Consider the following 19,746-nt stretch of genomic DNA (forward strand, 5'->3'; position numbering starts at 1 on the left):
CTCACCGGCCCGCACCCCCGCTCGCGACCGAACCAGCCCGGTACTGAACGGAGTTGGCAGTCAGCTCCATGAACGCGTCCTCCAGCGTGCCGCCGTGCGCGGTCACCTCGTGCACCAAGACGCGGTGGGTGAAGGCCAGTTCGTTCACCTGCGCCGGGGTGAGGCCTGTGATGGTGATGCTCTCCAGGCCGGTGATCTCCGCCGCGCCGCCCGCCTCGCGCAGCACCCGCGCCAGCGCCTCCGGGGCAGGAGCGCGGACCACGACCTGGCCGGTGGTGGCCCGGGCGGCGAAGGTGGCGAGCGGCTCGTCGGCGATCAACCTGCCACCGCCGACGACCACCAGGTGGTCGGCGGTGTGCTCCATCTCGCTCATCAGGTGGCTGGAGACGAAGACTGTGCGGCCCTCGGCGGCGAGTCGGCGGAACAGCTCGCGGGCCCAGCGGATGCCCTCCGGGTCAAGGCCGTTGACCGGCTCGTCGAAGAGCAGCACCGGCGGGTCGCCGAGCAGCGCGGTGGCGATCCCCAGGCGCTGGCGCATGCCGAGCGAGAACCCGCCGATCCGCCGCTTGCCCGCGTCACCGAGGCCGACGGTCTCCAGCACCTCCTGGACCCGGCGCCGCGACAGACCGTTGCTGCGGGCGAGCGCGGCCAGGTGCGCGTTGGCGGTGCGCCCCTTGTGCACGTCATTGGCGTCCAGCAGGGCGCCGACGTGCCGCAGGCCGGTGCCGAAGTCGCGGAACCGGCGGCCGTTGACGGTCGCCGTGCCACTGGTGGGCGTGTTCAGACCCAGCAGCATGCGCATCGTGGTGGTCTTGCCGGCGCCGTTCGGGCCGAGGAAGCCGGTCACCTGTCCGGGGCGCGCGGCGAAGGTCAGACCGTCGACGGCGACGATGCTGCCGTACCGTTTCGTGAGCTCGTGGATTTCGATCACGACGCTGATGGTTCCGCGGGCAGGAGAGGCGACACATCAGTCCGCGGACCGCATCCCGACTGCCCGGCATCAGCCCACGGGCGGCATTCCGTAGGCCGATCCCGATGATCCGCCCGGCGGCTAGCATCTCAGTCGTGCAACGACCATCGAGGCCACTCGCCCTGCTGAGACGACTCCTGACGCTGTTGCGGCGGCTGTCGCCGGACGCCCTGGCAGTCCTCAGCTGGTGCGCCGTGCCTCCCTACGCACTGCTGCTCTACGTCACCCTGCCGCCGCTCTCCTTTCCGCTCGGGCACCCGCTCGACGCAGGGCCGCTGAGTGTGCTGTTGCTGGCGGTGGTGATGTCACTGCCGATCGGCTGGGCCAGCCGGCTCACGCCTCAGGTCCTCGGGCTGGTGCTGGCCGAAGTGGTCGCGGCCAGGGCCTTGGGGGTGAGGGCCTGGCCGCTGTCCCTCGCGGCGGCCGTGCTGGTCTTCTACATCGCCGCCAACCGGTCGCGGCGGACCGCCGGTCTGGCATTGGCCGCCACCGGGGCTGTCTGGCTCGTCGACTCGCTGAGTCTGCGGTCCACCTCGGCGGCGGCGCATTCTCTCACCGGCCCGTCCTCGCTCCTCATCGTGATCACCGCGTCCGCCTGGATCCTGGGCAGCTGGATCCGGCTGCGGCAGACCCACGCCGAAGCGCTGCGCACCCAGACCGCCAACCAGGCGGTCCAGGACGAGCGGCTGCGGATCGCCCGCGAGCTGCACGACATGGTCGCCCACAGCATCGGCGTCATCGCGATCCAGGCCGGCGCGGCGGCCCGCGTCATCGAGACCCAACCGGCCAGTGCGCGTGAGGCGTTGAGCGCCATCGAGGGCACCAGCCGGGAGACCCTGGCGGGGCTGCGCCGGATGCTCGTCGCGCTGCGCGAGGCCGACTCGGACCATGCCGAATCCGCTCCGGCGCCGGGGCTGGCGGACGTCGAGCGGCTGGCCTCGACCACGGCCGACGCCGGGGTCGAGGTCGAGGTGCACTGGGGCGGGACGCGCCGACCGCTGCCCCCCGAGATCGACCTGTCCGCCTACCGGATCATCCAGGAGTCGGTGACCAACGTGGTGCGCCACGCGAGGGTCGGCCGCTGCCAGGTGTCCGTCGACTACCGGGAGGAAGAGTTGTCCATCGAGGTCACCGACGACGGCCGGGGCGGCGCCTTGACGAGCGTCGGCGGCGGCTACGGACTCGTCGGCATGCGCGAGCGGGTCGGCCTGCTGCACGGCCAGTTCAGCGCGGGGCCACGGCCGGAAGGCGGCTACCGGGTCGCTGCGAGACTGCCGGTATGACGATCCGAATCGTGCTGGCCGACGACCAGCCGCTGGTGCGCGCCGGACTGCGCATGCTGATCACCGACGCCCCGGACATCGAGCTGGTGGGCGAGGCCGGCACCGGCGCCGAGGCGCTCCGACTGGCCCGCGACCTGCAGCCCGACGTCGTGGTGATGGACATCCGGATGCCGATCATGGACGGCATCGAGGCCACCCGGCGGATCAAGGCCGAGGGCCTGCCGACCCGCGTCATCATGCTCACCACCTTCGACGACGACGAGAACGTCTACGCCGCGCTGCGCGGCGGCGCCAGCGGGTTCCTGGTCAAGGACATGGTGCTGGACGACATCCTCGCCGCGATCCGGGTGGTCGCCGCCGGCGACGCGCTGATCGCCCCGGGAGTCACCCGGCGCCTGATCCAGGACTTCGCCGCACGGGGAGCGGCCGCACCGCCGCGCCGCGTCCTCGACGGGATCACCGGGCGCGAGCGAGAGGTCCTGACCCTGATCGGGCGCGGCATGTCCAATAGCGAGATCGCCGCCGAGCTGTACATCAGCGTCGCCACCACCAAGAGCCATGTGGCCCGTCTGCTGGCCAAGTTGGGTGCGCGCGACCGGGTCCAACTGGTCATCACCGCCTATGACGCGGGCATGGTCGCGCCCAACGGCTGAACACTTGACCATCGCCCATCCGATCGCCGTTCACCCGATAGAAGGCATCTCCGATATTCAGGCCATACCGCTGGTCGGCCGTCCATAGAGTCTGCTCTGCCGTCCGGACGGGACGGCATCCATCGCTGGTGATCAGGAGTGGACATGAGGGCTTCCGGGCGTCTGGCCGTCTCGGCCATGGCTGCGGCCATGGCGGCGTTGGGGGCAGGAGCCGTTGCTCCCGCCTCCGTTGCTGCCACGGCGTCGTCGTCGTGCAGCGGGGCGGAATGCCCCAGCCTGAAGCCGACCAGGCTCACGGCCAGTCAGGCCAGCCTGAACGTCACCCAGATGCAGTTGGAGAACATCAACGCGATGGCGTCCGACGCGGTGACCGGGGAGCCCATTCGCGGTGCGAAGATCGTGTTCGCCACCATGGGCGGCAGGACGCTGGGGGCGGCCTACACGGACTACGACGGCATCGCCGCGATCGCCGCCCCGGAGAACCTGGGCCCCGGAACCCTCCAGGAACTGCTGGGCGGCTATGAAGCGGCGCTGGTCGGCGACGGCATCCACGCCCCGGTCGGTGCCCACGGAGCGATCACCATCGGTACCGACCAGGGCCCCGGTGTCCCGGGCAACCCCTGCTCCATCTGCTAGCGACCGTGCGCTCAAGCAGGACGCCCAGGACTGGCACGTCGCCTTCGGCTTCAACCAGGACGACACCACCATCCCCGTCGTCGACGGCCTCGGCGTCGCCCCGGTCTGCATCGAGGCGCTCAATCGCCGCGTGGACGAGCTGACGGCGCGAAGTTGGACCGCCTGCGACAAGCCGCGAGCGTGAACAGCGCCGTGGGCGCCAACCACCGCACCCCAGAAGGCAGGACACCTTGGCTCGACACGACACCGTGACGGAAGCATCCGAGACGATGGACGACCGGCCGGCGGTGAGTACGGACGCGGTCTGGCGGCTTCCGGTGACCGTCTGCCGGATCACCCAGTTCCTGGGCGAGCCGACGGCCGGCGCCCTCCTGGAGCGCGCCATCGCCTCCGCCGACGACACGTTGAAGCCCTCCATGATTCGCGACCGGGAGGTGGATCCCGACTATCGCCGCTCCCGGTCGCGAGGCGACTTCGCCGCGCCTGAGCTGATGGCGGCCATCGGCGAGGTCCTGGAGGCGGTCGAGCACACCCTTGGAGTCTCCTGCCAGAACACGGAACCCGACTACAGCCTCAACGTGCACAACGACGGCGACTTCTACCGGTCGCACCAGGACAGCGATATGAGGTTCGCCCCCCGGCGCCTGCTGACGTTCGTCTATTACCTTCACCGCACACCCCGGCCATTCGGCGGCGGCGAACTGCGCATGTTCGACGCCGCGTTGCCGCTGCACACCGGGACAACCGGAAGGTGGCAGGAGCGCACCTGGCGGGACTGGGAGCCCGAGCACGACAGCATCGTGTTCTTCCTGCCCACCGCCTGGCACGAGGTGCGGCCGGTCAGCTGCCCCAGCAAGCAGCATGACGACAGCCGCTTCGCCATCAACGGCTGGCTGTGCAGCCCTGACCCGGCGAGCCGGGGGAGCCTCAGCTCGGTTGGCCGTACAGCTCCGTGATCTCCGCTGCGGCGCGGGCGAGTTCGGCGCGCGCCTCGGGTGGGGTGAGGACTTCGAGGTCCGCGCCGAGCGGGAGCAGCGTGCGGGCGGCCCCGATGGTGCCGAAGGCGAAGGTGAGTTCGGCCCACTCGTCGTCAACGGGGTTGGGAGGGACGGCGATTCGCGGGGCGTGGATGCGCAGCAGCAGATCGAGACGGGTGCGGCGGACGCGGACGTGGACGCGCACGCCCTCGGGGACGCGCTCGACCTGGTCGCGGAGTACCGTCCACACGTCGGTCAGGCCGAGGCCGGGTCGGTGGTGCACCGGGTCGTCGCAGACGGCGGCCGCCAGCACCCGGTCCACCCTGAACAGGCGCGGTGCGGCGTCCAGATCGGCCACCAGGTACCAGACACCGGCCTTGCTCACCAGCCCGTACGGGTCGACGGTGTACTCGCTCGGTTCGGTGTCACCGCTATGACGGTACGTCAGAAAGATGCGCCGATCGGCGAAGACGGCCCGCTGCAACTCACCCAGGGCAGCCGCCGAGTCGACCGGTCGCTGCATCCAGCGCGCCGGGTCGATCAGGATCCGCTCGCTGGTGCGCTCGGCCACCGGCCGGTGCGGGGCCGGGAGAGCCGCCATCACCTTGCGCAGCGCCGAGTTGATGGCCTCCCCGAGACCGAGTTCCTGGTGCGACCCCTGGGTGGAGAGGACGAACAGCGCGCGAGCCTCGTCACTGGTCAGCCCGGTGACGTCGGTGCGGTAGCCGGGCAGCAGGTTGACGCCGCCGTGCCGACCGCGTTCGGCCCAGACGGGGACGCCGGCCGCCGACAGCGCCTCGATGTCCCGGTAGATGGTGCGGACGGAGACCTCCAGGCGCTCGGCCAACTCGGTGGCGGGCACCTGACCGCGGGTCTGGAGCAGCAGCAGGATCGACAGCAGTCGGTCGGCTTTCACAAGATCCGATTAAACCTGACGCTCGTTGTCAGGTATGGCCGGAAGAGTGTCCCTCGCAACGAACGCCAGGAAGAACACCGCCGCGCACAACAGGAGTTGCCCCGATGGACCCGCGCCCCCTCTACGCCCGCACCCTCGACCAGCTGGAGACGGTCTTCGCCAAGGTCACCCCGGCCGACCTCGACCGCCCCACCCCGTGCACCGAGTACGACCTGCGGGCGCTGCTCGGCCACGTCATCGGCGGCATCCACCGGATCGCCTATATCGGCGAGGGCGGCCGTGCCCTGGACATCTCTCCCACCGTCGACCGGGTCGACGACACGGACTGGTCGGGCGCCCTCGCCCGGGCCCGGGCCCGCGCACTCGCCGCCTGGGCCGACGACGCCAAGCTCGACCGGATCGTGGAGCTCCCCTGGGCCGAGATGCCCGGCCGGGGGGCGCTGGTCGGCTATGTGACAGAGACCGTCACCCACACCTGGGACATCGCCCAGGCGATCGCCCTCGACACCGACCTGGACGAGGAGTTGGCACTCATCTCGCTCGACATGGCCCAGAACGCACTCCCGGCCGACCGCAGCCGCGAGGGCCTGCCCTTCGGCCCCCTGCAGGCCGTCCCGGCCGACGCGAACGCCTACGCCCGCCTGGCAGCCTGGCTGGGCCGAGCGGTCTGAGCCCCACCGCACTGCGGGGGCCGACCGAGCCCCCGCAGCAGCGGTCACTCCTCAACGAACGGCTCGTCACTCCACCTGAACCAGGCGCGCCCGTCGCCGATGTGCAGCAGGAACTCCGCGACCGGACCCGACGGAGCCACCAGCGACAGGGCGTTCGCGATCCGGTCGTAGCACTCGTCGAACCGCTCGTACTCCTCCGCCTCCAGCAGTACGAGCGACTCGTCGAACCACGCACGCACGTCCTCGAACGCCGGCGCCGGAACGAAATCCCCGCGCAGCCAAGGGAAGTCGGCCTCGTCGATCACGATCTCGCCGAGCAAGTCCTCCTGCCGCATCAGGCGCCAGACACTGCCCTCGGAACCCATCCCGCCCGCTCTCCCATCCGTCGCCTCGCGTCGCCTAGTGAGCGTCTCATACGGCCAGAGTGCCGGATCAGCCCCGGTGGGCCCGCTCCTTCCACCAGGAGAAGTCGTAGTCCGCCTCCTCCATCGCATCGAGCCGACGCAGCACATGGCTCACGAACTCAGCGGGAAGCCTGACCGAGTGGGCGGTCACGTAGTGACTGAGTCCGCTGGGCCAGACGAATGCACCGTCCATCCGCTCGCCATTGCCATTGGACCGATGGCAGACACGGCAGCGGGACATGCCCATGAACTCACGGCTCAGCTGGCCCTGGTCGAGGTAGGTGGCCACCAGGTACCGCTCCTCCTCGTCCCACGTCGGATCCATCAGCGGGACGGGGTCCGGCAGTTCGGGCGCGGCGGCGGACCGCCAGTAACCCAGTGCTCTGATGGTCTTCATGCTTCTCGGCCCCGGTTCACGGCTTCCACGGAACCGGCCGACCGGTGAGCGCCGCCAACTGGTCGATGGCGGGTGCGTTGTCTTGGATCGTCTGGGATTCGGCGAATCGTCCGGCGCGCGGTTGGCTGGGCAGCTGGTCTCGAACGAAGCTGAGCGCCTGCTCGACGAGATCGTCGGGCGGTTCGGCTGCGAGGCCGGTGGCTTGGACAAGGTCCCACCCATGTGTGAGTAGGTCCCCGATGCGCCACTGCAGCCACTCGGCGCCGGTGGCAACGCCCATCGGTGTCGCCTTGCTCTGCTCCAGAACCCCTGGGCGGGCGGCGGCAGCGTGTAGCGCTGCTGCGGATCGTCGGTAGGCCCCGGCGGGATCGGTTCCGAGGTGGTCGGCCTCACGTTCAGGCATCGTGGTCTCCTCGAACAGTGCCACGAACACCAGGTTTATCCCGACGAGGTGATCGACCAGATCTCGCACGTTCCACTCCGTGCAGGGGGTCGGTGCGCTCCACTGGTCGGCAGCTATACGGTCGATCAGGTCGCCCGTGACGGCGGACGCACGTGCGAGATCAGCGATGATCGCAGGGTTTGGCATTCGGCGAGACTACGGCATGCCCACTCGACGTCGCACTGGTCTCGCCTTCGACCTCAGCGGACCGCAAGTCCGGGCGGAACCCAGGCCGCTGCCCCTCACTTCTTGTAGTGCAGCGTCTTGTTGGCGTTGAGCTGTTCGACGAGTCGCGTTCGCCGCGGCCGCCCGCTCGAAGCGGTCGGACGGGTCACTCACCCGCAGTCCCGCGCCGCTGGGCGAGCATCGCGCTCACGGCCCGGTTCCCGAGGGCGCGTTGCAGCGCGAGCAGGTGCTGCGGGGAGAGCGCATTCGGGGCCGGCGCGGCGTGCTGCGTCGACTACTCCGCTTCACGTCCCCGCTCCCGCTCTCGGCCGGACGATCCCTGGTGTGCCCGCTCATGCGTACCCATGAGCTGCCCCCATCGCCCAGGTTCCGCGTGCCATCTGCCCGCAGAGGCCCAACTACCCATGCGGGCAAGCAGAAACACCGCGACCAGTCCCGCTCTACTGTGTAGTGCGGGACTGATCGCGGTGGCTGACCGACGCCGGAGCTCAGGCCTGCGCGGCCGCGAACTCCAGGGTCAGCGGGTGGGTGGCCAGCGCGGACACCTCGATCTCCGCGTAGGGGCGGATCGGCAGGCCGGCGAGCACGGCCTCCAGAGCGTCCGCGTCCGCGGCCGACCAGATACCGACATTGGCGCGCTGTCCGGGCTGCCGCCAGATGTACTTCAGCACGCCGGCCGCGTGGAGCTCATGCGCGTGCGTGTGCTCCTTTTCGACGATGGCGTTCCGCTCCTCGACCGGCAGTTCGTAGACGCGGGAGCCATCGATGCGGACCAGGAAATCCATGAAGTCCTCCGTAAAGCCGTGCCAACTGGTATGACGACGTACCCCAGCGAGCGTAACGGCCACCTTCAGTTCGTCAACGCTCTTACCGAGCAGTCGGGTTGACCGAGCCGGATCATGCGATTTCGGTTCACGGACAATGGCAACTCAGGTGGTTCTACACGCGCTGCTCCCACGGCCAGGCGCCGCTGACCCCGCTCTCCAGCAGCGGCACCATGCGGAATGCCGCGTCGGTGAGTCCGCCGAAAGTGTGTCGATTGTGAACGCCCGATGGAGCGTGGCCCGTTCGGTAGCCGGCCAGGTTCCAGGTGTACATCGGTACCGAGGCCGGGACGGCCTGGCCGACGTTTCCGGCCGCCGCCTGCTCGTCGGTCACGATCACCACCCGATCGTGGCCCCGGAAGGTGGCCTGCAACGCGGCCGCGGTCTCGGTGCCACCGCCGATGAACCAGCCGCCGTCCTTCCAGCGCCGCACCTCGGCCAGGACCGAGCCGCCCGCGGTCAGCGGGAACGGCTTCACGAGGTCGTAGCTGCGCCCGTACCAGGTGCCGGCGGCGGAGAACGACACCACATCGGCCTGCTCGCAACGGTGGCCGAGGGCGATCCCGAACAGGGCGGCCGCATCCCAGCGCATCAGGGTGCCGTCCTTGGAGAAGCCAGACTCCATCGAGCCGCTGGTGTCCACCAGGATCAGCGTCCGCCCGTCCAGCCGCGGGATGTTGGCCAGCGACGCGGTCAACGCCTTTTCCAGCGCCCAGGACCAGCGCAGCGACGGGGCCGCGTTGAAGGCGGAGTAGAACCGCATCGGCAACTGCCGCGAGCGGGCCACCTGGTCCGGATCGGCCAGCTTGGCCGCGATCCGCTCGGCCGCCTCGTCACTGACGCCGGCCTGGTCGAAGTTCCTCAGGTTACGAAGCAGCGACATGTACCCCATCGACGGGATGATCGCCTCCCACGCCTGCCGGTCCATCGGGCCCTGCAGCCAGCCGGCCAGCATCTCCCAGGTGAACCCGCCGGCGTTCAGCCGCTCGGCCACGTCCGGCCGGCTCAGCAGCTCCCGCCGCTCCTCGACGGGGAGTTCACGCAGCAGTTGGTTCGCCGTGAGGGTGCGGTTGGACGGCGGCACGACGGCAGTGTCCGGGTGGTGGCGCCGGTCGAGGGCGTAGCGGAACAGCTCGCCCTGCCACGGCTTGTCCGCGTCCGGCGTGGCGTGCACCAGGTTGAGGACGTCGCCGAAGCGGTAACCCTTGCTGTCGGTGTCGTACTTGAGTAGCGCCTTGCCGTTGTAGAGCCGCTGGACGGCGTCGGCGATGCCGCGCTTCACGGGCTTGGGGACGGCGCGGCCATGGGTGGCCGTCCAGTAGGCGAGCAACTCGCCGGGCTCGTCGGCACGCTGGAGCACGGAGGCGATGACCGCGCGATTGCTGGGCGCCGTGGGCTCGTTGACGTCAGCGTCGAGGCGGGCCTTGACGAACTCGGCGGCGCCGACGATCGCCGCGGTGCGCAGATTGCCGCTCCCGCGCAGCCAGTTGAGCAACTCGGCGGTCCACTGCCCGTCTTCGACGGCGAGCTGCCTGATGATCGCGGTGTAGCGGTCGTCGCGGCGGCCGGCGCTCTCGTAGAAGCCGGTCGGAAACGCGCTGCTGCACGGCGGCGAGACCGCCGCCGTGACCTGGCGCCTGTGCGGGGACCGCTTGCACATCGGGGTCGCCGATGGCGCCGCGCTCGGCCTTCCGGTGCCCCAGAACACCTGCACCCGGCGGCCGCGGCCTGTTCCTCGTCGAGGATCTGCCGGAGCCCGGGCGAACTACCAGTGCCGGCCGGTCCTTCGGGGGTGGCGAAGCCGAAATCGGCGGTGCCGATGTGGCGTGCGGGGCTGGCCTGGTCGGCCCGGACCAGGGCCAGCGGGTGATGCGCGGCGGCGGGCCACCCCTCCCGGGCATGGCCGGCAGGTGGTGCGCGGACTGATTTCCGGAATTCACGATGCGTGAAGGTCTGAACCGCTCGTCCGGTTGGTGCCCGGTTCGCGAGGGCGACGGAAGCTCCGGGAACGGGCCGAATCAGGGCTCTGGGCCGGCATCCCCGGCGCGGCGCCCCTTCCCAAGAGTCTGGGCAGCCGCCATCATGGCTCCACTTGTCTGTCCACGGTCACCTCACTGGGCCCCACACCCCGTGAGAACCGTCTCCGCAACGCGCAATGCATCGCCCGCAGTTGACCCCCCACCTGCAGCAGGAGAACCCATGCGCACCATCAGGCCCGCCACTCTCGCCCGACTGACTGCCGTACTGGCGCTCGGCGCCACCGCACTCGGCGCCACCGCGCTCGCGCCGGGCGCTGAGGCGAACCCGGCTCCGACCGCCCACCGCCACTCCGGTGTCAAGCCGCTCAAGCGCACCGCCGACCGCCGGGCACGCGCGACGAGTGCCAACACGCTCAGCGTCCAGTCCAGCGGCAGCCAGGGCGTGGTCTCCCCCAACCCGCAGGTGTACCTGGTGTTCTGGGGTTCGCAGTGGTCCAACGACCCGGCCGGTGTGGCGCCCGACATGCAGAGCATGTTCAGCGGACTCTACGGCAGCCAGGACACCTGGGGCACCATCCTCGACCAGTACTGCGAGGGCGTCCCCACGGGCACCACCGACTGCGCCGGCGGCGGAACCCCCGTCAGCCACCCGACCAGCAGCCCGCTGGCCGGCGTCTGGTTCGACAACTCCGCCGCAGCCCCGGACAGCGCCGCCGCGAGCGACCTCGCCGCCGAAGCCTCCAATGCCGCCGCGCACTTCGGCAACACCACCCAAGCGCCCAACCTCAACGCCCAGTACGTGATCCTGTCTCCCACCGGCACCCACCCGGACGGCTTCCCCGACTCCGGTTTCTGCGCCTGGCACGACCAGACGTCCAGCTCCTACGGCACCCTCGCGTACACCAACATGCCGTACATCCCGGACAGCGGCGCTGGCGCCTGCACCACCTTCACCGACGGTCGCCTGCTCTCCGGCATCGAGTCCACCGAGACGCACGAGTACGCCGAGACCGTCACCGACTTCTGGCCCAGCACCGGCTGGAACGGCGGCGGTGGTGAGATCGGCGACGAGTGCCAGAACATGGATGCATACGTCACCCTCTCCACCGGCACCTTCGACCTCCAGGGCCTGTGGTCCAACTCGGCCGACAACTGCGTCACCCAGGGCTGAGCAGCGCCGGGGGCCGAGCGGTGGCCCGGCCCCGGCAGTTCCACGGACACCGACTCCAAACGGCCGATGGCGCCAACGCCGGTGCGATTGCCGGGTGCACCGCTCTGGGGCGGTGATCGCCATCGAGGTTGCCGCCGCCGTCGCGCAGCCGGCGAGCGCCGACGGGCAGTGCACTACCGGGGCGGTGATCGCCGTCGAGGGCGGCTTCAGCGCCTGACGTAGGGGAAACGACGTTGAGCGAGCCGCCCTCCCGTGAGGTCGGCTCGCTGGGCACTTCCGCTACGCCGTGGTCAGCGGCGGCGGTATCACCAGCGAGGCGGCGAACAACGCACGGACGGCTGTGTGGACTTGTTCCGTGACCACCTCCGGGGTGGAGGCGTCGAGCTTGCCGTCGAGGTGCAGGAACGCCAGGCCGTGGACCAGGGCCCACACCGCAGTTGACATCGCCGCCGGGTCGACGGTCGGGAAGGCGCCCCGGACGATCCCGCAGACGTACTCCGCGACGGCGCCGGCCGCAGCCGTGCGTTCCTCGTTGCTCGGATCGCAGGGCTCCGCGAACATCACCCTGAAGAGCGCCGGGTGGTCGAGCGCGAAACGTACGTAGGCGACGGCGATCGCGGCGAGGTCGTCGGCTGTCGCGGGCGAACGATGCGCGGCGGCAAGGGAGTCGGCGAGTTCCCGGTAGCCCTCGGCGGCGACCGCGGAGAGCAGCGCGTCGCGGTCCGCGAAGTGGCGGTAGGGCGCCATCGCCGACACGCCGGCCCGCCGTGCCACCGCCCGAAGTGACAGGCCGGCGCCGCCGTCCTCCTCGAGCAGCTCCCGCGCGGCGCGCAGGCAGGCAGCGCGCAGATCGCCGTGGTGGTACGGGCCATTCGCGTGTGCCATGGGTCACCTTCTCCAATGTTTACGATGCCTACATTCCTCGCATAATGTAGGCGCTGTAAACATCATAGTCGGCGAGTGGTCGGCGAGTGGTCCGTGGAAAATCGGTGGAAGGGAGAACCCGGATGGCCGGCGAACTGTTCGCGCCGCTGCACCTGCGCTCCGGGGCGGTGCTGAGCAACCGGATCGCGAAGGCGGCCATGCAGGAGGACCTGGCCGGCCCCGGCCAACTGCCCGACGGGCGGATGGTGGCGCTGTACCGGCGCTGGGCCGCGGGCGGTTCCGGGCTGCTGATCACCGGCAACGTCATGGTCCACGCCGCAGCGCTGACCGGCCCGGGTGGCGTCGTGCTCGACGATGCCGCGCCGCTGGAGCCGTTCACCGAGTGGGCCAAGGCAGGCAAGGCGGGCGGCGCGGCGCTGTGGATGCAGATCAACCACCCCGGCCGCCAGGTGCAGGCCGAGATGCCCGGCGTCGTCTGGGGCCCGTCCGCGGTGGCCCTCGACCTGGGGCGGCACAGCAGCCGCTTCGGTCGTCCCGTCGCCATGAGCGCGGAGCAGATCGAGGCCACCGTGGCCCGGTTCGCCGCGACGGCGCGCCGCGCCGAACAGGCCGGGTTCGACGGCGTGGAGGTCCATGCCGCGCACGGCTACCTGCTGTCGCAGTTCCTGTCCCCGCTGGTCAACCAGCGCACCGACGAGTGGGGCGGGTCGCTGGAGAACCGGGCCCGGCTGCTGCTGGACGTCGTCCGCGCCATCCGCGCCGCCGTCTCGCCGTCCTTCGCGGTCGCGGTGAAGCTCAACTCCGCCGACTTCCAGCGCGGCGGCTTCGAGGCCGACGACGCCCGGCAAGTGATCGCGATGCTGGAACCGCTCGGCGTCGACCTGGTCGAACTGTCCGGCGGCAGCTATGAGAGCCCGGCGATGAACGGCCGCCCCGCCGATGCGCGGACCCAGGCGCGTGAGGCCTACTTCCTGGACCTGGCAAAGGAGCTGGCCGCCACCAGCCCGCTGCCGCTGATGCTCACCGGCGGCATCACCCGATGCGACACCGCCGAACAGGCCCTGGCCAGCGGCGTGGCGGTCATCGGGATGGGCACCGCCCTCGCCGTCACCCCGGACCTGCCCGACCGCTGGCGGGCCGGGCGGGAGGCCGACCAGCGGATGCGGCCGGTGACCTGGTCCGACAAGGCGCTCGCCTCGGTGGCCACCATGGCGCAGGTGCGCCGGCAGATGCACCGCCTCGCCCAGGGCAGGGACCCCAAGCCCGGCACCCATCCGGCGGTTGCCCTGGTGGCCGACCAGCCGAAGCAGCGACGGGCACTGCGCCGGTACCGGGCGTGGCTGTCCACATCATCGCCGTCATCAGCGAGTTGAGCCCGTGCCGCGTGCTTGACCTGCGGGCGGAGGGCCAGCTCCTCCGGGTGCACCGAGGCGAGGATGTGGAGCACCGGCCGCCGGGAACCGGCCCCCTCGCCGGAGTGCAGTGACGCTGCTCACCAGGGCCGATGGCGGAAGTCGAACATCCTTCTGGCTACGATGTGAGCACCCTCTAGCTCAATCGAGAGATGGACTTGTGACTGTCAACGACGACGTGTTCACGGACTGGAAGAACCGCGAGGAGATCGCGGAGGCGATGATTCCGATCATCGGCCGACTGCACCGGGAGCGGGACGTCACTGTCCTGTTGCACAGCCGTTCCCTGGTGAACAAGTCGGTGGTCAGCATCCTCAAGACCCACCGGTTCGCCCGCCAGATCGCCGGCGAAGAGCTCTCGATCACCGAGACCATGCCGTTCCTCCAGGCCCTCACCACGCTCGACCTGGGTCCGTCCCAGATCGACCTCGGCATGCTGGCCGCCACCTACAAGGCCGACAGCCGCGGCCTCTCGGTGGCCGCGTTCACCGCCGAGGCCGTCGCCGGCGCCACGGGTGCCAACAAGCTGGAGCGCCAGGAGCCGCGCGACGTCGTGCTCTACGGGTTCGGCCGGATCGGCCGCCTGGTGGCCCGCCTGCTGGTCGAGAAGGCCGGCGGCCTGCGGCTGCGCGCCATCGTCGTCCGCAACAGTGGGGGCGACGACCTGGTGAAGCGCGCCTCGCTGCTGCGGCGTGACTCCATCCACGGGCAGTTCGCGGGCTCCATCACCGTTGACGAGGCGAACAGCACCATCATCGCCAACGGCAACGCGATCAAGGTCATCTACTCGGACGACCCGACCAAGGTCGACTACACCGAGTACGGGATCAAGGACGCCATCCTCATCGACAACACCGGCCGCTGGCGCGACCGGGAGGGCCTGTCGAAGCACCTGCAGCCCGGCATCGCCAAGGTCGTGCTCACCGCTCCGGGTAAGGGCGACGTGCCCAACATCGTGCACGGCGTCAACCACGACACCATCAAGCCGGACGAGCAGATCCTGTCCTGCGCGTCCTGCACCACCAACGCCATCGTCCCGCCGCTGAAGGCGATGGAGGACAAGTACGGCGTGCTCCGCGGCCACGTGGAGACCGTCCACTCGTTCACCAACGACCAGAACCTGCTGGACAACTACCACAAGGCGGACCGCCGCGGCCGTTCGGCGCCGCTGAACATGGTGATCACCGAGACCGGTGCCGCCTCGGCCGTCGCCAAGGCGCTGCCGGACCTCAAGGCGAAGATCTCCGGCAGCTCGATCCGCGTGCCGGTGCCGGACGTCTCGATCGCGATCCTCAACCTGCAGCTGGCCACCGAGACCAACCGCGAGGACGTCCTCGACTACCTGCGCGAGGTGTCGCTGACCTCGCCGCTGCGTCGCCAGATCGACTTCATCGACTCGCCCGACGCGGTCTCCAGCGACTTCATCGGCTCGCGGCACGCCTCGATCGTCGATGCCGGTGCCACCAAGGTGGACGGCGACAACGCCATCCTCTACCTGTGGTACGACAACGAGTTCGGCTACTCCTGCCAGGTCATCCGGGTCGTCCAGTACGTCTCCGGTGTCGAGTACCCGACCTACCCGGCTCCGGCGGTCTGACCGCTGGTAGCTGAAGGGGCGGTGACCGGTTCGCCGGTTGCCGCCCCCTTCGCGTAGGCGGCCGGTGAGATGCCGACCGCGGCCGTGAAGTCGCGGGTCAGGTGCGCCTGGTCGGCGTACCCCAACTCGGCTGACAGGGCGGCCCAGTCGACACCCGCACCCCGCTCCGCGCGGGTCGCCGCCTCGTGCAGCCGGGCCCGGCGCAGCACCCACTTCGGTGCGGCACCCACGTACTCCGCGAACAGCCGCTGCACGCTGCGCACCGACAGCCCCAGTTCGGCGGCGAGTTGGTCCACCCGGAACAGCGCGGGCGACTCGGTGATCCGGCCGACGATCGCGGCCACCTGCTCGGCCACCGGGTCCGGCTCCGGCAGGAGCTCGCGCAGGAAGCGTTCGGCGTGCTCGGCCATCGCCTGAACGTCCGTGCCGGCCAGTACGGTTCGCGCCACCTCGGTGACGGCCGGGCCGAACAGCTCGGCCACGGGCACCGCGCGGTCGGCGAGGTCGGCCACCGGGAAGCCGAGCAGCGGGCGAGCCGCACCCGGGCGGAACTTCACCCCGAACACCTGCCCGGCGCCGGTCAGTTGCCGCACGAAGAGGCCGCGCTGCACCCCGTAGACGCGGCCGGTGGGGGCCTCGAAGACCAGGTGGACGTTGGGGTGCGCCAACACCTTCTGCTCATGCGGTCGTTCACCGTCGAGGCGCCAGCGGACGATCCAGTAGAACTCCACGTGGCGGGCGAGGTCCTCGGCCGGCATCCGGCGCTCCACCGTCAACCCGCCGGGCGCCGCCGCCTGGTGCAGCACGCCCCGCCCCATCCCCGAGTCGCTCACCCGGCAAGCCTAGCTGTCGCCTTTCTTCAAGACCGGTGGCTGCCGGGCCGGATACCGTCGTGATCATGAACGACACCCTGTACCGCTGCCTGGCGGAGCACGCCCGCGAGAGCGCCCGAGTCGCCAAGGGCATCACCGCCGACCAGCTCTCCGCCCCGACCCCCTGCACGGACTTCGACACCCGGGCCCTGATCAACCACTGGGTCCTCTACACCTCGCACGGCCTGGAGCACCGCGCCCTGCGCAAGCAGCTCCCGGAGGAGCTGACCAACCGGGACTTCACCGCCGACCCCGCCTGGGCCGAGGCCTACGCCGCCCAACTGGACCGCGCGGTGGCCGCCTGGGCCGACCCGGCGGCTTGGGAGGGCGACATCGACCTCGGCGGGTCGGCGATGCCCGCGCCGGCCATCGCAGGCATGCTGCTGCTCGAACTGGCCCTGCACGGCTGGGAGGTGGCCCGCGCCACCGGTCAGGAGTACCACTGCTCCGAGGAGAGCGCCGAGGTGGTCCTGGCCATCGTCCGGGAGAACGCCGAGATCTACCGCCAGTACCAGGGCTTCGCCGAGGCGGTGACGGTGGCGGACGGTGCCCCGGCGTTCGAGCAGGCACTCGCGCTCTCGGGTCGCGACCCCGACTGGCGGGCCGCCGGCTGAGGCCGGCGGGGTTCAGGCCGGGACTTGGGCTGGGACTTGGGCTGGGGTTCGGGCTGGGACTTGGGTTCGGGCCGGGACTTGGGCCGGGGTTCGGGCTGGGGTTCGAGCCGGGATTCAGGCCTGCCGGACCAGGGTGAAGCCGGCCTGGGTGACCGCGCTGCGCAGCACGGCCTCGTCGAGCGCCGCCGTCGACGCGACGGTCACCTGGCCGGCCCTGGCGTCGGCGGCCACGTCGGTGACGCCAGGGAGGGCCAGCAGGCCCGCGCTGACCGTGCGCTCGCAGTGGCCGCAGCTCATGCCGTCGACGGTGAGCACGGTGGTGACGGGGGCGGTGGACATCGGGGAACCTCCGGTGGGATTACGGGTCTTCGGCGGCCGGAACCCCTCGGGGCGCGGCCGTCGGAGACAACGACAGCGCAGCCCGCGCGGCGGAGCACGGGACACGCCGCCTCGGTGACCCCAACGAGTGGATCGCGGCGCCGAGCCGGTGGATCGGTCCGGTGGATCGCGGCGCCGAACCGGTGGATCGAGCCGATGGATCGCGGCGCCGAACCGGGCGATCGGTTCAAACCCGGACATGACGAAGTCTTGAACCGGAATCGGCTGACAGCCAGTTGACATGTCGGGGATAATCCCAGAATGTCTGTTGACGAGGGATCACCCTGGCGGCACCGGGACTTCCGGTTGATCTGGGCCGGCCAGACCGTGAGTCTGATCGGTTCGCAAGTGACCGTGCTGGCGCTGCCGTTGGCGGCGCTCGGCTTGAAGGCCTCGACCTTCCAGGTCAGTCTGCTGACCGCCTTCAGCTCACTCCCGTTCCTGCTGGTGTCCCTGCCGGCGGGGGTGGTGGTGGACCGCTGCCGCCGCCGCTCGGTGATGCTCTGCGCCGACCTGCTGCGCGCCGCACTGCTCGGCTCGGTGCCCATCGCCGAGCTGGCGGGGGCGTTGACCCTCTGGCAGCTCTATGCGGTGTCACTGGCCGTCGGCTGTTGCACGGTGTTCTTCGACAGCGCCTACCTGAGCTTTCCGGCCACCCTGCTGGAGCGCGACCAACTGGTGGCCGCGAACAGCATGATCAGCAGCGCCAACGCGCTCGCGGGGGTGGCCGGGCCGAACCTGTCGGGCTTCGTGGTCGGCCTGATCGGCGCTGCCCGGACCATCACCCTCGACGCGTTCTCCTTCCTGGCGAGCGCGCTGAGCCTGCTGCTGGTCAAGCACCGGGAGCCGGCCCCGGAGCCCGCACCGCCGGCCGAGCGGGGACTGCGCCGTGAACTCCTCGAAGGGCTGCGGGTGATCGGCGCCAACCGGGCGCTCGGCAGCATCACCGCTTCCAACGCCATCGGCAACATGATGTTCACCGCCATCCTGGCGATCTGGACGCCCTACGCGATCCGGGAACTGGACTGGTCGGCGCGGACACTGGGCATGGTGATGGGTGCCAGCGCCCTGGGCAGCCTGACCGCGACCATCGTGGCCCAGCCGTTGATCAAGCGGTACGGCCTGGCCCGGATCCTGCTTTTCAGCCAATTCCCGGTGGTCCCGGCCTGGCTCGCCGCCGGTCTGGCGCCCAAGGGGCTGGGCGGCCAGTTCATGGCCGCCGCCGGCCTGATGGTGGGCCTGGTCGCGGCCGTCCTCTACAACATAGCCCAGCGCACCTACCGGGTCACCGCTTGTGAGTCCCGCCTGCTGGGCCGGGTCAACGCGACCACGATGTGGCTGCAGCTGGGGATCAGGCCGATCGCCGCCCTGCTCGGTGGCGGGCTGGGCACCTTGCTGGGCCTGCAGCCGACCATCATCTGCTGCGCGGTGCTGCTGGTGTTCTGCCCGGTGGTGCTGTGGACGTCGCCGCTGCGCCGGGAAGTCCGGGAGGGGCCGGCCCCCGAGCCGGAGCCCGCCGCCGACTCGTCGGAACCCGCGCAGCCCGCCGGTCGCTGAGGGGGCGGCCGAGCAGGGCTGGCTGAGATGCAGCGCTTCATCAGCGTCAACTAGACTCGCGCCCACCGCAGCTTGACTTTGCGTGGTACCGCGTGGGCGCTGTCCTCGTGTTACCCCCCTTTAGAGATCACGAGGGCTTGAACATGGTAGAGGCTTCCCCCAAGGTCGTTGTCGTCGTTCCCACGTACAACGAACGGGAGAACCTGCCGATCCTTGCCGGCCTGCTCGAGGAGCTGAAGCTCGAGAACCTGCACCTGCTCGTGGTGGACGACAACTCGCCCGACGGCACCGGCGCGCTCGCGGACGGCCTGGCCGCCGAGCGCCCGGAGAACGTCAGCGTGCTGCACCGCACCGAGAAGGACGGTCTGGGTCGCGCCTACATCGCCGGCATGTCCAAGGCGCTGGAGAACGGCGCCGACATCGTGGTGCAGATGGACGCCGACCTCTCGCACCCGGCCTCGGTGGTCCCCATCATGATCGAGACCCTGGTCACCCGCTCCGACGCCGCCGTGGTGCTCGGCTCGCGCTACGTGCCCGGCGGCTCCACCGCCTCCGAGTGGCCGTGGCACCGCAAGGCGTTGTCGGCCTGGGCCAACTTCTACGTCAACACGCTGCTGCGGCTGAAGGTCAAGGACGCCACCGCGGGCTTCAAGGCCTGGCGGGCGGACACCCTGCGGGCCATCGACCTGCCGTCGATCAACAGCAACGGCTACTCGTTCCAGGTCGAGATGAACTACCGCGTGGTCCGCCGCGGCCTGCGCATCGTCGAGGTGCCGATCCGCTTCGAGGAGCGGGCCGAGGGCGTCTCCAAGATGAGCATGTCGGTGCAGATCGAGTCCGCGCTGGCCCCGTGGAAGCTGCTCTTCTCGCGCAGCGGGAAGTGACCTCGAACTGACGGGCCATCAAGCATGCTTGATGGCCC

The 19,746-nt window shown here is 70.4% G+C and carries 23 protein-coding genes; 13 read left to right on the plus strand and 10 right to left on the minus strand.

Annotated features, from left to right (window positions below; translation table 11 throughout):
- Position 1: 1 nt before the first annotated feature.
- Positions 2 to 931, minus strand: coding sequence for an ATP-binding cassette domain-containing protein (locus tag P3T35_RS30200; RefSeq protein ID WP_180356702.1), 930 nt, complete (start codon positions 929 to 931; stop codon positions 2 to 4).
- 134 nt (positions 932 to 1,065) lie between these two features.
- Between P3T35_RS30200 and P3T35_RS30205 the strand changes: the two genes are divergently transcribed.
- The 5 genes from P3T35_RS30205 (at position 1,066) to P3T35_RS30225 (ending at position 4,498) form a co-directional block, all read left to right on the plus strand.
- Positions 1,066 to 2,253 (plus strand): sensor histidine kinase, encoded by a 1,188-nt coding sequence (locus P3T35_RS30205; RefSeq protein ID WP_280708536.1) that lies wholly within the window; start codon positions 1,066 to 1,068, stop codon positions 2,251 to 2,253.
- Positions 2,250 to 2,906, plus strand: coding sequence for a response regulator transcription factor (locus tag P3T35_RS30210; protein WP_101383295.1), 657 nt, complete (start codon positions 2,250 to 2,252; stop codon positions 2,904 to 2,906). The genes P3T35_RS30205 and P3T35_RS30210 overlap by 4 nt, the downstream gene beginning before the upstream one ends.
- A 327-nt stretch (positions 2,907 to 3,233) precedes the next feature.
- Positions 3,234 to 3,542 (plus strand): hypothetical protein, encoded by a 309-nt coding sequence (locus P3T35_RS30215; protein WP_280708538.1) that lies wholly within the window; start codon positions 3,234 to 3,236, stop codon positions 3,540 to 3,542.
- The gene (locus P3T35_RS30220; RefSeq protein ID WP_280708540.1) at positions 3,511 to 3,726 is read left to right on the plus strand and encodes a hypothetical protein; all 216 of its coding nucleotides are present in this window, start codon (positions 3,511 to 3,513) and stop codon (positions 3,724 to 3,726) included. The genes P3T35_RS30215 and P3T35_RS30220 overlap by 32 nt, the downstream gene beginning before the upstream one ends.
- A gap of 133 nt (positions 3,727 to 3,859) precedes the next feature.
- Positions 3,860 to 4,498: a 2OG-Fe(II) oxygenase gene (locus P3T35_RS30225; RefSeq protein ID WP_280708542.1), complete on the plus strand. Its 639-nt coding sequence runs from the start codon at positions 3,860 to 3,862 to the stop codon at positions 4,496 to 4,498.
- Here P3T35_RS30225 and P3T35_RS30230 read toward each other — a convergent pair.
- Positions 4,470 to 5,435 (minus strand): WYL domain-containing protein, encoded by a 966-nt coding sequence (locus P3T35_RS30230; RefSeq protein ID WP_101383297.1) that lies wholly within the window; start codon positions 5,433 to 5,435, stop codon positions 4,470 to 4,472. The two genes, P3T35_RS30225 and P3T35_RS30230, sit on opposite strands and share 29 nt — an antisense overlap.
- Positions 5,436 to 5,539: 104 nt before the next feature.
- Here P3T35_RS30230 and P3T35_RS30235 point away from each other — a divergent pair, with 104 nt between their 5' ends.
- Entirely contained in the window at positions 5,540 to 6,106 is a 567-nt protein-coding gene (locus P3T35_RS30235; RefSeq protein WP_101383298.1) for a TIGR03086 family metal-binding protein, read from the plus strand.
- Positions 6,107 to 6,150: 44 nt separating this feature from the next.
- On the opposite strand, the gene P3T35_RS30240 is transcribed toward P3T35_RS30235, so the two are convergent.
- The 5 genes from P3T35_RS30240 to P3T35_RS30260 all read right to left on the minus strand — a co-directional run bounded on the left by P3T35_RS30240 (position 6,151) and on the right by P3T35_RS30260 (position 10,019).
- Positions 6,151 to 6,471: a hypothetical protein gene (locus tag P3T35_RS30240; protein ID WP_101383299.1), complete on the minus strand. Its 321-nt coding sequence runs from the start codon at positions 6,469 to 6,471 to the stop codon at positions 6,151 to 6,153.
- A 67-nt stretch (positions 6,472 to 6,538) separates the two neighbouring features.
- Positions 6,539 to 6,907, minus strand: a complete 369-nt coding sequence (locus P3T35_RS30245; RefSeq protein WP_101383300.1) for a hypothetical protein — start codon at positions 6,905 to 6,907, stop codon at positions 6,539 to 6,541.
- A 16-nt stretch (positions 6,908 to 6,923) separates the two neighbouring features.
- Positions 6,924 to 7,496 (minus strand): TIGR03086 family metal-binding protein, encoded by a 573-nt coding sequence (locus P3T35_RS30250; RefSeq protein WP_101383301.1) that lies wholly within the window; start codon positions 7,494 to 7,496, stop codon positions 6,924 to 6,926.
- Between the two features lie 527 nt (positions 7,497 to 8,023).
- A complete protein-coding gene (locus P3T35_RS30255; RefSeq protein WP_101383303.1) occupies positions 8,024 to 8,320 on the minus strand; it encodes a muconolactone Delta-isomerase family protein in 297 nt (98 codons plus the stop codon).
- A 154-nt stretch (positions 8,321 to 8,474) separates the two neighbouring features.
- Entirely contained in the window at positions 8,475 to 10,019 is a 1,545-nt protein-coding gene (locus tag P3T35_RS30260; protein WP_101383304.1) for a TROVE domain-containing protein, read from the minus strand.
- Positions 10,020 to 10,558: 539 nt separating this feature from the next.
- Between P3T35_RS30260 and P3T35_RS30265 the strand changes: the two genes are divergently transcribed.
- Both P3T35_RS30265 and P3T35_RS30270 read left to right on the plus strand, forming a co-directional pair.
- A complete protein-coding gene (locus P3T35_RS30265) occupies positions 10,559 to 11,509 on the plus strand; it encodes a hypothetical protein (protein ID WP_101383305.1) in 951 nt (316 codons plus the stop codon).
- Positions 11,510 to 11,603: 94 nt separating this feature from the next.
- The gene (locus P3T35_RS30270; protein WP_280708548.1) at positions 11,604 to 11,726 is read left to right on the plus strand and encodes a hypothetical protein; all 123 of its coding nucleotides are present in this window, start codon (positions 11,604 to 11,606) and stop codon (positions 11,724 to 11,726) included.
- 62 nt (positions 11,727 to 11,788) lie between these two features.
- Here P3T35_RS30270 and P3T35_RS30275 read toward each other — a convergent pair whose 3' ends face one another.
- Positions 11,789 to 12,394, minus strand: coding sequence for a TetR/AcrR family transcriptional regulator (locus tag P3T35_RS30275; protein ID WP_101383306.1), 606 nt, complete (start codon positions 12,392 to 12,394; stop codon positions 11,789 to 11,791).
- Positions 12,395 to 12,516: 122 nt separating this feature from the next.
- On the opposite strand from P3T35_RS30275, the gene P3T35_RS30280 reads away from it, so the two are divergent.
- Both P3T35_RS30280 and P3T35_RS30285 read left to right on the plus strand, forming a co-directional pair.
- The gene (locus P3T35_RS30280; protein ID WP_101383307.1) at positions 12,517 to 13,767 is read left to right on the plus strand and encodes an NADH:flavin oxidoreductase/NADH oxidase family protein; all 1,251 of its coding nucleotides are present in this window, start codon (positions 12,517 to 12,519) and stop codon (positions 13,765 to 13,767) included.
- A gap of 199 nt (positions 13,768 to 13,966) precedes the next feature.
- Positions 13,967 to 15,403 carry a glyceraldehyde-3-phosphate dehydrogenase gene (locus P3T35_RS30285; protein WP_101383308.1) on the plus strand — a complete coding sequence of 479 codons (1,437 nt, stop codon included), beginning with the start codon at positions 13,967 to 13,969 and terminating at the stop codon, positions 15,401 to 15,403.
- Here the strand turns inward: P3T35_RS30285 and P3T35_RS30290 are convergent.
- Complete coding sequence (locus P3T35_RS30290; protein ID WP_280708553.1) at positions 15,382 to 16,236, minus strand: AraC family transcriptional regulator; 855 nt, start codon at positions 16,234 to 16,236, stop codon at positions 15,382 to 15,384. The genes P3T35_RS30285 and P3T35_RS30290 overlap by 22 nt on opposite strands.
- A 65-nt stretch (positions 16,237 to 16,301) precedes the next feature.
- Here P3T35_RS30290 and P3T35_RS30295 point away from each other — a divergent pair, with 65 nt between their 5' ends.
- Entirely contained in the window at positions 16,302 to 16,889 is a 588-nt protein-coding gene (locus tag P3T35_RS30295) for a TIGR03086 family metal-binding protein (protein ID WP_101385418.1), read from the plus strand.
- 114 nt (positions 16,890 to 17,003) lie between these two features.
- Here the strand turns inward: P3T35_RS30295 and P3T35_RS30300 are convergent, their stop codons facing one another.
- A complete protein-coding gene (locus P3T35_RS30300) occupies positions 17,004 to 17,228 on the minus strand; it encodes a heavy-metal-associated domain-containing protein (protein WP_101383310.1) in 225 nt (74 codons plus the stop codon).
- A gap of 300 nt (positions 17,229 to 17,528) precedes the next feature.
- On the opposite strand from P3T35_RS30300, the gene P3T35_RS30305 reads away from it, so the two are divergent.
- Entirely contained in the window at positions 17,529 to 18,824 is a 1,296-nt protein-coding gene (locus tag P3T35_RS30305) for an MFS transporter (protein ID WP_101383311.1), read from the plus strand.
- 143 nt (positions 18,825 to 18,967) lie between these two features.
- Entirely contained in the window at positions 18,968 to 19,708 is a 741-nt protein-coding gene (locus P3T35_RS30310) for a polyprenol monophosphomannose synthase (protein WP_101383312.1), read from the plus strand.
- Positions 19,709 to 19,746: the final 38 nt, after the last annotated feature.

Origin of the sequence: Kitasatospora sp. GP30 (assembly GCF_029892145.1) — a bacterium.
In the GTDB taxonomy this organism is placed as follows: Bacteria; Actinomycetota; Actinomycetes; order Streptomycetales; family Streptomycetaceae; genus Kitasatospora; species Kitasatospora acidiphila.